At 48.3% G+C, this 12,562-nt stretch carries 7 protein-coding genes; 2 read left to right on the top strand and 5 right to left on the bottom strand.

The annotated features are described in order from the left end of the window. Nucleotides 1-6: 6 nt before the first annotated feature. Complete coding sequence (locus tag HCR03_RS20760; RefSeq protein WP_187034157.1) at nucleotides 7-3,765, top strand: leucine-rich repeat protein; 3,759 nt, start codon at nucleotides 7-9, stop codon at nucleotides 3,763-3,765. Nucleotides 3,766-4,051: 286 nt separating this feature from the next. Here the strand turns inward: HCR03_RS20760 and HCR03_RS10015 are convergent, their stop codons facing one another. The 5 genes from HCR03_RS10015 to HCR03_RS09995 all read right to left on the bottom strand — a co-directional run bounded on the left by HCR03_RS10015 (nucleotide 4,052) and on the right by HCR03_RS09995 (nucleotide 10,397). After that, nucleotides 4,052-5,464, bottom strand: a complete 1,413-nt coding sequence (locus tag HCR03_RS10015) for a glycoside hydrolase family 1 protein (protein ID WP_066650379.1) — start codon at nucleotides 5,462-5,464, stop codon at nucleotides 4,052-4,054. 13 nt (nucleotides 5,465-5,477) lie between these two features. Then, the gene (locus HCR03_RS10010; RefSeq protein ID WP_228724936.1) at nucleotides 5,478-5,975 is read right to left on the bottom strand and encodes a PTS sugar transporter subunit IIA; all 498 of its coding nucleotides are present in this window, start codon (nucleotides 5,973-5,975) and stop codon (nucleotides 5,478-5,480) included. A gap of 194 nt (nucleotides 5,976-6,169) precedes the next feature. Continuing rightward, the gene (locus HCR03_RS10005) at nucleotides 6,170-7,582 is read right to left on the bottom strand and encodes a PTS transporter subunit EIIC (protein ID WP_066650383.1); all 1,413 of its coding nucleotides are present in this window, start codon (nucleotides 7,580-7,582) and stop codon (nucleotides 6,170-6,172) included. Nucleotides 7,583-7,858: 276 nt separating this feature from the next. Then, on the bottom strand, nucleotides 7,859-8,692 hold the full coding sequence (licT, locus tag HCR03_RS10000; protein WP_066650385.1) for a BglG family transcription antiterminator LicT: 834 nt from the start codon (nucleotides 8,690-8,692) through the stop codon (nucleotides 7,859-7,861). 310 nt (nucleotides 8,693-9,002) lie between these two features. Continuing rightward, complete coding sequence (locus tag HCR03_RS09995; protein WP_187034156.1) at nucleotides 9,003-10,397, bottom strand: undecaprenyl-phosphate glucose phosphotransferase; 1,395 nt, start codon at nucleotides 10,395-10,397, stop codon at nucleotides 9,003-9,005. A 225-nt stretch (nucleotides 10,398-10,622) separates the two neighbouring features. Between HCR03_RS09995 and HCR03_RS09990 the strand changes: the two genes are divergently transcribed. After that, nucleotides 10,623-12,539 carry an O-antigen ligase family protein gene (locus HCR03_RS09990; RefSeq protein WP_187034155.1) on the top strand — a complete coding sequence of 639 codons (1,917 nt, stop codon included), beginning with the start codon at nucleotides 10,623-10,625 and terminating at the stop codon, nucleotides 12,537-12,539. Nucleotides 12,540-12,562: the final 23 nt, after the last annotated feature.

Below are 12,562 nucleotides of genomic sequence, written 5' to 3'. Positions count from 1 at the left end.
AGAAAGATGAAAAAAATCACTCAAAAAGCTCTTTCCCTGCTGCTTTCTGTTTCCCTGCTGCTTGGCATGACGCAGGGCGCCGGCTTGACGGCATTTGCAAAGGCTGCGGACGCGACGGACTCCGGCGTAACCGCTTATTACTGCGATTCGGGCCTGTATCAGGACCCGAACTGCACGACGCCCTTCGACGGCGATACGAAATCTATTACGAGCATCGAGGTGAATGACAGCACGCAGGCCATCGGGTCTAGCGCGTTCTGGCGTTACGAAAGTTTGACCAACATCACGATCCCGGATTCAGTCGAAACCATCGGGGACGCGGCATTTTATGATTGCGAAAAGTTAAGCTCCGTAACGTTCGGCAAAAACAGCAGCCTCAAAACGATCGAAGAAGAAGCGTTTCGATTCTGCACTTCGCTTACATCCGTTGCACTGCCGCCTTCAGTCGAATCCATCGGCGACGACGCTTTTGAAGACTGTTCCTCTCTTTCATCCGTTACGTTTGATCCGGACTGCCGGCTCCAAACGATCGGAGACGAGGCGTTCGAAGCATGTGCCCTTACATCAATTAAGATTCCCGCCTCGGTTACGTCGATTGGCAAAGATGTATTTTTAGAGTGCACCGCGCTCGATGAAATTAACGTAGAGGAAGGCAATGCCGCTTATTCCAGCAAAGACGGCGTACTGTATAACCAGGATAAAACCTTGCTGATCATCTGCCCCGAGGGGAAAAGCGGTACTTTTTCGGTTCCCGAAGGCGTCACCGACATTGCAGCATATGCATTTAAACAATGTTGCTACCTGGACCGGATTCGGATTTCCGATTCCGTCCGGAGCATCGGCGATTGGGCGTTTATAAGCTGCTATAAGCTTTCCGAAATCGACGTAGCGGAAGGCAATACCGCTTATTCCAGCAAAGACGGAGTACTCTATACCAATGACAAAACAACGCTGGTCACCTGCCCGGAGGGGAAAAACGGGGTCCTCTCGCTGCCGGATGGTGTCACCGCCGTAGCGGACGGAGCATTTGAAGAATGTTTCGGCCTGACCGGTGTTGTGTTTCCGGACTCCGTCACCTCCATCGGGGCCGGTGCGTTCGTGGACTGCGAGAAGCTTAGCTCCGTCACATTCGGTGCGGACAGTCGTCTTGAAACAATAGGGGAGGATGCGTTCGAATATTGTTCGTCTCTTCAATCCGTGGAACTCCCTCCCTCGGTCGATTCCATCAGCGAGTGGGCATTTGAAGCGTGCATAAACCTGAAAAGCGTCGCCCTCACCCCGTCTGAAAAGCTCACTGTTGCGGATGATTCGTTTTTTCACTGCACAAATCTTAGGAACCTTTACCTGGTGGGCGATTCGGCGTCCGATACCCTGCCCAGCTTTTCGAACACGTTTCTGTTTGCTGAGAACGGGGCCGGCGGATATAAACTGACAAAGTACACCGGCACCAAGGCCGGGATCCTGATCCCGAAAACGCTGTACGGAAAAGCCGTTTCCCCTCAGATTGACCCGGACAGCCTGGAAAAGACGGAAACTGTCGTCTATTGTGACGGCAAGGATCTCTATCAAGACAAAGCCTGCACACAGGTCATTGACGACAGCTTTCGCGGCCTGGTTACAGAAGTCAGATTTATTGACGGCGTAACTTCTATCTTCGACAATGCATTGCGTGATTGCAGCAGCCTGACAAAAGTCACAATCCCTGCTTCGGTCACTTCGGACAATTCTTCTGTCAGAAGTTGGACTTTTGACGGCTGCAGCCAACTGACCGAAATCGACGTGGAGGAAGGCAATACCGCTTATTCCAGCAAAGACGGCGTACTGTATAACAGCGACGGAAAAACGCTGATTGTTTGCCCCGAGGGGAGAAGCGGTACTTTTTCGATTCCCGAAGGCGTCACCGGTATTGGAGAATATGCATTCAGACAATGTTCGTACCTGGACCGGATTCGGATTTCCGATTCCGTGCGGAGCATCGGCAATTGGGCGTTTATGAGCTGCACTAAGCTTTCCGAAATCAACGTGAACGGCGGCAATGCCGCTTATTCCAGCAAAGACGGCGTACTCTATAACCATGATAAGACCACGCTGATCTTTTGTCCCGAAGGCAAAAGCGGAACCTTTTCGGTTCCCGAAGGAGTTGAAGCCATTGGAGAGGATGCGTTTGAGGACTGTACCGGCCTGACGGACGTCACGATTTCGAAATCAGTCCGCCAGATCGGCGAAGACGCATTTTTCCGCTGCACCGCCCTGACCCGCGTCGTTCTGAAAGGGTCCTTGGATGCAATCGGAGAGGATGCCTTCCGTGAAGGACCTGTGACCGTTACCTTCATCGTGCCCGCGAGTCTTGTAGCCTGTTACCAAGACAAGCTGAATTCGTCTGTTATGAAAGAAACGACGGCGAAGATAGTCGGTGAAAAAATTGTCACCGCGGTCGCCGGTCTGCCGGCGGCGCAGAGGGTCGCGAACGGCACGGCGCAGGCGGACCTGAAACTGCCGTCGTCCCTGACCCTTACCGTTGACGGCAAGCCGGAAACCACAGCCGTCACATGGACTTCCACGCCCACGTATGATCCAAGTCAGGCGGGAACCTATACCTTTTCCCCCGTCCTGCCGTTGGAGGAAGGATATGTACTGGACGACGGCGTAAGCGCCGAGGTTGCAGTCACGGTCCAGCCGCTGCCCGGTGTTTCCGGCGTAACGGTATCGCCGTCCACAGCGACGATCCGCCGGGGGAATTCCTTGCGGTTCAGCGCCGTCGTCGGGGGGACGAATTCTCCAAGTCAGGCGGTGACGTGGTCGGTAGCGGGCAATCAGAGCAAAAAAACAGTGATGGACCAAGCTGGAAAACTGACGGTGGCTGCGGATGAAACCGCGTCAGCGCTGACAGTGAAAGCAGTCTCCGCTTCCGACCCGAGCAAATACGGCACGGCAGCCGTGACTGTTTCGGGGTCCGACAACGGCGGCGGTTCCGGTCACCATTCTTCTTCCTCCTCTTCAACTGTTTCGACACCGTCTCTTCCGTCCGCGGTCACAAACAGTGAAACCGGCGCGGCGGCCGATCTTTCCGGCGCGAGCTTCCCGTCCGGTGTGACCGGCGTGTCGCTTTCCGTTACTCCGGAAACGTCTGCCGGTGTTCCGGAAGGAGCGTTGGGAGGCGCGGCCGACCCGCAGGGCGCTGCGGCCTACCGTTCTGCCGTGTCCGACGCGGCCCTGAACATTATCGGGGCGCCGCATCTTTATCATCTGAAACTGCTTGACCAGAACGGAAACCCGGTATCTTTCACCGGCAGCGTCACGGTCAGAATTCCCGTCCCCGCCGGAATCCACGGCACGCCGCACGTCTACCGCTATGAGGCGGACGGCACGCTGACAGATCTCGGCGCGACGGTGCAGGACGGATACCTGGTCTTTACCACGACCCATTTCAGCTATTATATTGTTGCAGGCACGGGCGACTCGATTACACTGGACACAAGAACCTACCAGATGCCGGTAAACGGCAAATACCAGATCGGTGTGAAGCTGACCGGCAGCAAAGCCACATCCGTAAAAGTCACTTCCACAAACGATAAAACCGCGGCAGTTACAAAGCTGAAAAACGGCAATTATGAAGTCACCGGAAACGGCCTTGGCACGGCGTATATCATGTTCGACGTTTACGACAGCAAGAATCATTTGCTGGCCCACGCGTCCGTACGCGTCGACGTGAAAACGGGCATTCGCCCAAGGGGTGATTCCACCAGGCAGATCGGCGTGTTTTAGCATCATAGCTTCTCAAAAAAATGTTGCACAAAAAATGCGCTTTGAATGGGCTGAAAAGTCCATTTCAAGGCGCATTTTCTTGCATTTGGGGTGGATCATTTGTATAATTTGCTATTGCAAATTCGGTTTGCAATACCCCTGCTTTTATGCCCAAAGAGTGCCGGGAAACAGATTATGGGTGAGTTTAAGCAACAGGCTGCAGAAAGCTTGCAGAGAAGTCTAGCTGCTGCGGGGCGCAGGGCAGTTTCCTGTGTGCTGCAACAAATGTGTGGCACCTGATTTTGCTTCAGAGATTTTCTCCGTTGCTTGCAATTACTTCTCGGTACCAGTCGAAGGATTTTTTCTTAATCCTTTTGCCGGTGCCTTTGCCGTAATCATCCAGATCAACATAGATGATGCCGTACCGCTTAGACATTTGACCGGTACCGTTGCTGACAATATCAATAGGGCCCCACATGGTGTAGCCCCTCAGATCGACGCCGTCTGCGATTGCTTCCTTCATGGCTTTCATGTGCGCAGACAGATACTCAATACGGTATGTGTCGTTGATCGATCCATCTTTTTCGACAATATCCTTCGCACCCAAACCATTTTCCACAACAAACAAGGGCATTTGATAGCGGTCATAAAGATCGTTTAATGCCAGCCGCAGCCCGTCGGGATCGATCGTCCATCCCCAGTCGGTTTTAGGCAGATAGGGATTGACTAATCCTTCCAGTGAATCCGTCGTTTTTTCGGCAGGTTCTTCGTAGCCGGCGGATACGACGCGGGAGCGATAATAGCTAAAGGAAATAAAATCGACGCGATGTTGCCGGATAATCTCCTCGTCGCCTCTTTCCATTGCGACATGGATATTGTTTTCTTCAAAATACCGCCGGATATAGGAGGGATAATAGCCTCTGGCCTGAACGTCCGAAAAGAAATACTCTTTTCTTTTGGCATCTTCCGCAGCTTTGACATCCTCGACTTTACAGGTGTACGGATATACTGTCTTATAGGCGATCATTGCGCCGGCTTTTGCGTCAGGATCAATCTCGTGAATTATTTTCGTTGCAAGGGCGCTGGCGACAAACTGGTGATGGGCAGCCTGATACATTCTTTGCAACAAGTGATCACTTTTGGGATCGATGCAGGCGGCGTCCCAACAGATCGGGACTACGGCCGCATTTCCAATTTCATTAAAGGTGAGCCAAAATTTCACTAAACCCTTGTATCGGGTGACAATCGTACGGACAAAACGGAGATAGAAGTCGATAAACGCTCGGTTATCCCATCCCCCGTATTTATCGACAAGCGCCAGAGGCGTCTCATAATGAGAAATAGTAATCATGATTGTTATCCCGTCGCTTTTTGCTTCCCGGAACAAATCTTCATAAAATTGGAGTCCGTTTTCATTCGGCTCCTTTTCTTCGCCCGTGGGGAATATTCTCGCCCAATTAATTGAAGTGCGAAATATGTTAAAGTTTGCCTCCTGGAATAATTTCAGGTCTTGCCGATAGCGATGATAAAAGTCAATGGCCTTATGAGTGGGGTAAAAATCAGCGTCTCGTCTTAACCCGCCGAAAAAGCCCTGCGATTTGATGTCCGCCGTGGAAGGCAGCTTCCCGCCCTCCAGATACGCTCCTTCCGCCTGATTAGCGGCGATTGCTCCTCCCCAATAAAAACCGCGGGGAAATCCAGATCTTTTATCGTTGTTCATAGATATCTCCTTTTTACTCTGTCATAGTTTTATAAGTGGCAACAATGCTGGCCCCTTCGCAAGCTATTCCTTCTGTTTGAAAAGTAAAATGATAGTCTTTTGGATCGGTGACGACCATCATCGTAATGCAGTTTAATCCGCTGCTTTCGATAAACTCCTTATCAATCCGTATGATTTTATCCCCTCTTTTTACCGATGTATTCTTTTCTGCGAGTGTTTCAAAGCCTTTTCCCTTGAGGACGACCGTATTCACGCCGATATGAACCAGAATTTCAATTCCGTTCGAAAGGGTGATTCCGAAAGCATGCGGATAAATGGAGTTAATCACTCCATCAGCCGGTGAAACAATGGTATTACTCCTTATTTGAATCGCAACACCGTCGCCCAATGTCCTTTTTGAGAATACTTCATCAGGGACATTATCCAGCGAAACCAAATTTCCGTCGGCGACGGCGGTCAGAATATTTCCCTCAGCGAGACTTTTCTGCTTTTTCTTGAATAATTTCATCATATCAAACATTCCTTGTACCGGGCAGCATTCAGTATATATGGACTCTTGCCTGGTTGTTTAAATTCATACGAGTTTCTCCGGGCGAAATCCACTTAAGATACTCGGGGTGGGATTTCGCCGGAGGGAGCTTCGTTTTCAGCATAGGGCCTCAGAATAAAGCGAAGGCACAGCCTGAAATGGAGTTGGGTTACTCCTTATTGTTCACTGGTAATATCTATTTCCGGAACATCTTTAAAACCCAGAATCACAGTCATAATGGCAGATATAAGAATCGTAACTACAATGGCTATGGTAATCATGAGCATTGTGCTTTCAAAGATCGGAACGGCAAGAATGCTGGAATAACCCATGGCAAATGCTTTGGCTCCGAACAATCCGGCAACCCAGCCGCCGACACCGGCGCCGATTATGACGGCGATCATGGGCCTTTTCAGCTTAAAATTAATCCCGTAAATCGCAGGCTCGGAAACACCGGAAACGATACAGCCGATTGCCGCGCTGATGGCGTCGGTCTTAATCGATTTGTTTTTTGTTCTGAGCGCAACACCAAGGCAGGCTCCCCCTTCCGCCATGTTATGTAGAAGAAACGCGGGACGGAAAAACGCGTCGTAACCCAAAGAGGATATACTGCTGACCATAAACGGGGCAAACATCATATTCATACCGCTCATAATAATAAACGGTATCGCGGCTGCAAGAATACCGACCGCAAAACCACCCGCCACACGATAGATCCAGTTGAAGGCTTCGACGACATAATTACCGGTTACCGCGCCGATCGGGGCAAGGAAAACAACAACGATCGGCATTGCAATGCCCAGTGTCAGCATCGGCGCGAAAACTGTGCGGAGAACGCCGGGAATCACCTTGTAGAAAAATTTTTCGAGTTTTGCGACTAGATATGTTGATAATAATGCCGGAAGCAGCGTGTTGGAGTATTTTACGACGAGAGTAACGGGGAGGCCGAAAACATCCATTTTCGTGTTGCCTCCGATCAAGGCCACAAAATCAGGATATAAAAGCATGGCCACGATAGTAATGGCAAAAGCCGGATTGGATTTCAGGGTTTTGGCGGCGCCATAGGCAATTAAAATCGGCATAAAGTAAAATGCTGTCTGTGACAGATAATTGAACATCATATAGGTTGAGTTGTTTGTGACATCCGGCCACGCAAAAGCAATCAGTGACATAACCACTTTTAACATACCAGCGCCGTAGATGACGGTAATAAACGGTGTTACGGAACTGACGATAAAACCGAAAAGATCCTGCATGCAGCCTTTCAATGTGGTTTTTTTCTTGGGCACCGGCTTAAGATCCTCTTTGTGATATTCCTCCACGATATCGCCGGTTTTCAAGCGATAGTTTTTTTCAATGATATCAAAAACTTCGAAAACGTTTTGTCCCAGGATAACCTGATACTGTTCCATCCCGTAGGTTACGCCTAATACTCCCTCGACTTTTTTCAGACTTTCGGTATCGGCTTTGCCCTTATCAACCAGACTGAAACGAAGGCGTGTTACACAATGAGAAACCGACGAGATATTCTCGGCGCCGCCGACTTTTTCAATAATCGTAGCAGTTAGCTGTTCCATATCGATAGCCATTCTTATTTCCTCCCTAAGTAAATTTCTTTGGACTGATCATTTAACAAATCCGTTTTGGCGGGACTTTTTAATTTTAAGTCTGCCGACGGATAAAAGAAATCAATCACTTCCTTTTTGAATCATAGATAAATAAAACCCGCGCGCTGGTTTCATTCATTCATAAAATAGTGCCAAAGGTCTTCTTCATTTAAAAGAAAAAACCCGAACAGCAAAGCATCATGCTTATGCCATCCGGGTTTTGCTGAACTGAATCATTACAATCCCTTGTCAAACGGGTTAAGATTTTTGAGTTATCCTGGAAATGTGAATGGTGAGGTACAACAATTCTTCCTTCCCCAAATCGTAGTTGTATCTGCTGAAAATCATCTGCTTGATCTGTTCTGCACATTGAAAGGCTTCCTTATACTTAAACTGAATGACTTCCAACAAATCGTCGTCACCGTCTTTATAACGGCTCCCAGATAAAAGACGCTGCGCAAAAAATTTGACATGGTTGATAAATCGGTAATAATTCAGAGATGATTCATCAAACTCCATATGGAAATAATCTTTAACCATCGTGCAGACTTCCTGCATGATCTTCGTAATGCCGTAAACGTTTTTCATTTGACTGTTCAACTCGGCATTGATAAAATGCAGCGTAATGAAAGCCGCTTCATCCTCAATAAATTTTACCCCGGTTTCTTCCAGAACAATCTGATTAGCCTTTAATCCTACTTCGAATTCATCCGGATAAAAACGTCGGATGTCCCAAAGAAGCGGATTTTCCAACACAATATTCTCTTTATATCGGGCAATGGCGGTTGAAATATGATCGGGCAGGGTTATATAAATACAGTCATTTAGTTTGTTCCCAAGTCGGTTTTTTGCATAATCAATGATGCGCTCGGACAGGAGCATATACTCCATAGGGATTTCGGCCAGCATGGCTTGAAACTTTGAGAAAGTGCTTTGATCTGACAACGCATAGATCTTATCAATTCTTTCAGAATCAACTTTATCTCCAGGCTTTTTCTGAAAAGCAATTCCGCGTCCCATTGCCACAATTTCCCGATCGTTTTCATTTCGTGTGACAATTACATTATTATTCAGTATTTTTAAAATTGTCATACGGCTCACTCTTTCTCGAAACAAAATAAAAAGGCAAAACCACAACTCATTAAGTGGTTTTGCCTACAATACTAGTCACAATCCATCATTACTATAAGTCATTTCTTGCTTTGTGTCAACCAACAAAATATATAATAATATTTAATAAAATTTATGCATAATTTATAACTCTGAACGGAAGGAAGACTGATCCGACGCTCTCTTGAATAAATCCTTTTGACCGAAACCGGAGCATCCGGCAATGGCGCACATCGCAGAAATCGACCTCGGCGCAGCGGACGTTATTCACGCGCAACTTTCCTTGGGAGAATTACCTCATGGATTCGTTTCTGTTCACAAATCCCTTGAAAACGGTCAAAAGCAGGATTTTAACATCTAATAGGAAAGTCCAGTTTTCTATGTAATACATGTCGCATTTAATCCGTTCCTCAATGGAAGTGTCTCCGCGCCAACCGTTTACCTGCGCCCAGCCGGTAATTCCGGGCCTCATAAGGTGCTTTAGCATATAGAGCGGGATTTCTTCCTTAAACTTGTCCACAAAGTACGGGCGTTCAGGCCGCGGCCCAACCAGGCTCATGTCTCCTTTCAAAACATTGATCAGCTGAGGAAGTTCGTCAATGCTGAATTTGCGGATCAGAGCGCCGAATTTGGTTCGGCGGCAGTCGTTCCCGGTTCCCCAGGTATTCATGTCGGAATTGTCGTTTTCTACTTTCATGGAACGGAATTTGTACATTTGAAAGGGCTGTTTCTGCCGGCCGATCCTTTCCTGCTTGTAAATTACGGGGCCGGGTGAAGTGAGCTTGATTCCGAGTGCGGTCATGGCCATCAAAGGGGAGAACAACACCAGGGAAAAAAGGGAAACGACAATGTCGAAAAGGCGCTTGCTGAAGCTGTTCAGGATGTTGTCGATCGGGACCTTGCGGATGTTGATCAGCGGCATTCCTTCCACTTCGTCAATGTATGGCCGGGTCGGAAGATATTTTGTGTAAAAGGGAAGTAAATTCGATTTTACTCCGGCTTTTTCACAAGCTTCGATCAAGCCGCCCAATTCGGAAAAATCATTGTAATCAAGAGAAATAATAACCTGGTCGATTCCTTTGCGGTCCAAAAGAGACGGCAAAGAGGAAAATCCGCCCGCATAGGCGATGCTTCTTCCGGCCGTATAGGCCTTTGTGTGTTCAAGGTACCCGACAAAATCATAGCCCAGGCTGTGGTTGGCAAGGACTCTGTCGTAAAATTCCGCCGAAACGTCGTTCCAGCCCACCAGCAGCAAGTGCTTTAAATTGTACCCCCTTGCCCGCATGCGCCGGAGCAATTTGCGCAGGGAGAAACGAAACAGAGAGGAAAACACCACGTTGAGGATGCCGAACATTAAAATGACAAATCTGGAAACATGGACTTCTTTTAAAAAGAACACCAGTACGAAGATAAGAATGGTGCCAATGGTATTCGCCTGCACCACACTTCCGATTTCCGAAACGAGAGACTTGTGACGAAAGGAATCGTGAAGGTCAAAATAATGATACAGAAAGAAGTAAATCGGAATAATATAGAGCTGCAGTTTTACGTAATAGGCGATTTCAATATGGACGCCCTGATAGTTCCAAAAGTGCAGCGCGTACGCGAGCATCATCGACGCAAAACAGATTCCCGCATCGATCAGAGCTAAAAGCGCATTTAATATTTTTTGGTTATCTTTAATCATATGCATTCCTTACTATAAAAAATATCTGCATTAATTGTAATGGCTTTTCCGGATGAATACAAGGGAGTTTCCAAAATTAACGGAGCAATCCTTCCATTCTGTTGTATCTTTGTGGTTCCAATGATATAATTTAGCTATTCGCCCCGGCTTAACTCCCGGAACAGAATAGCGGTTTGAAATGATTAAGAAGCGGATTCAAGGTTTAAATATAGAAGGTGTGTATAAATGTCATCAAAGAAAAAAGCAATAGCAGCGAAAAAAAACTCAAAAAAGGCGGAAGCAACTTCGGTTCTTCTCTCGTCGGATAGAAACCGATTGTTTTTGCCTGTGCTTTTGGCCCTTGCGGTCATCCCTTTGACCGTACATATGACAATCGTCTCCGTGGACCCGAACGAAGCGAAAATTATCGGTACGGATACTTACGGCGATCTCTTTTCTCAATGCAAGGCGTGGCTTCTTTTTTTGACCGGAATTATCTTGCTGGCCGTAAGCGCTTTCAATTATAAGAAAATATTAAAAAAGCAAAGCCGCATTTATACCGCATACCTTGTCGCAGGCGGAGTCTTCCTTCTGTTTACGCTTCTTTCCGCTTGTTTTTCGCAGTACTCTTCCATTGCTTTCTGGGGAGCCCACGACCGTGCCGAGGGCGCGCTGATTCTTTGCTGTTATATTTTGCTGCTTTTCTATACCATGTACGCCTATCGCACGGAAAGGGATTGTCGCAATCTTTTCATTGCTCTGGGAATCGTGGTGACCGTATCGTCTTTCCTGGGTTCTTTTCAATATTTCGGACATGACCTTTTTCAAACGGATTTTAGCAAATTGCTGACGGTTTTTCCCTGGGATTTCGATCGGATTAAAAAAATAAGTTTGCAGTCAAGTTCCGGAAGGCTGTACGGCACGTTTTATCACTGGGATTATGCGGGCAGCTTTGCCGCCATTGCCGCGCCTGTGTTTTTCGTGCCTGCGCTGTTCGCAAAGAATCTGCGCGCAAGGCTTGCGCTTTGGAGCATGGCGCTGCTTTCCGTCTGGCTTTTGCTGGGAAGTACCTCGCGCGCCGGGATTGTCGGCGTGGTTTTCGCCCTGATTTTTGGAATCGTATTTTTCTGGAAAATCCTTACAGAGCATTGGAAAATTTCGCTGTCCGCTTTCGCTTTCGTCATGATTGCGCTGATCGGAGTGAACACTGTCAGCCACGGAAAAATATTTTCCAGAATTCCCAGCCTGCTCAGCGACGTTTCGGCGGTCTTTCAAAACAGCAGCGGCAACGACTACCTTTCCCAACTCCCAGTTAAAGATATTTCCGTGAAAAACGGCGGCACGATTGAAATAGTGACACAGAATAATGACGTGCTGAATGCCGCGCTGAAGCAGAATTCCCTGGACTTAAAGGACGGAAGCGGCCGCAGTGTTTCCATTCAGATGCAAAACGGGCTCAGCGCGATCACGGACCCGCGTTTTCAGAGGATCGGGTTTGGGCTGACAATGATGGGGCTGGACCAGGAATTTCCTGGAATTGCGGTCAGCATTGACGGGCAGCCGCAGTTTTTTTTCCGGATTGACAGCGGGGATAAACTTCAGATGACCAACTCCGCCGGCACGGTCGATATCGATTCCCTGAAAACCCCGCCGACGTTCGGGTTTAAAGGCAAGGAAAAGCTTGGCTCCGCGCGCGGCTACATCTGGTCCCGTGCTTTGCCGATGGCTTCCGAGCGTCTGCTGCTTGGCGCCGGGCCCGATACTTTTGAACTGTATTTTCCGCAGAACGATCTGTTGGGCAAATATTGGGCGTACGGCACCGCGAATATGCTGGTTGACAAGCCGCATAACTTATATCTGCAAACGCTACTTGGCGAAGGCGGCGTTGCGCTGGCGGCTTTTCTGGCCATGATGCTTCTCTATTTGATTGACAGTTTCCGTCTGTATGCCATGAAAAGGGAATATCAAAAAAATCAAATTCGCGGAATCGCGCTCTGTCTTGGAATCGTCGGATATTTGTTCGCCGGCCTGTTTAACGACTCGGTGGTCAGCGTCGCTCCCGCTTTCTGGATTCTTCTGGGGGCCGGGATCGCGATAAACTTCCAGAACCGCAGGGAGCTATCCAACGGTCCTGCGGATGATGGCGGGAAAGAGACGGATTGAAGCATGAAGAGATATATGCCCGG

Origin of the sequence: Caproicibacter fermentans (assembly GCF_014303955.1) — a bacterium.
Taxonomy (GTDB): domain Bacteria; phylum Bacillota; class Clostridia; order Oscillospirales; family Acutalibacteraceae; genus Caproicibacter; species Caproicibacter fermentans.
The sequence above is the reverse complement of the archived record's forward strand: the minus strand, read 5'-3'. Positions and strand labels throughout refer to the sequence as shown.

Bases quoted from the DNA above. Each gene is read 5' to 3' on its own strand.
- HCR03_RS20760 (WP_187034157.1), top strand. From the start codon at position 7: ATGAAAAAAATCACTCAAAAAGCTCTTTCCCTGCTGCTTTCTGTTTCC.
- HCR03_RS10015 (WP_066650379.1), bottom strand. From the start codon at position 5,464: ATGAACAACGATAAAAGATCTGGATTTCCCCGCGGTTTTTATTGGGGA.
- HCR03_RS10010 (WP_228724936.1), bottom strand. From the start codon at position 5,975: ATGATGAAATTATTCAAGAAAAAGCAGAAAAGTCTCGCTGAGGGAAAT.
- HCR03_RS10005 (WP_066650383.1), bottom strand. From the start codon at position 7,582: ATGGCTATCGATATGGAACAGCTAACTGCTACGATTATTGAAAAAGTC.
- licT (WP_066650385.1), bottom strand. From the start codon at position 8,692: ATGACAATTTTAAAAATACTGAATAATAATGTAATTGTCACACGAAAT.
- HCR03_RS09995 (WP_187034156.1), bottom strand. From the start codon at position 10,397: ATGATTAAAGATAACCAAAAAATATTAAATGCGCTTTTAGCTCTGATC.
- HCR03_RS09990 (WP_187034155.1), top strand. From the start codon at position 10,623: ATGTCATCAAAGAAAAAAGCAATAGCAGCGAAAAAAAACTCAAAAAAG.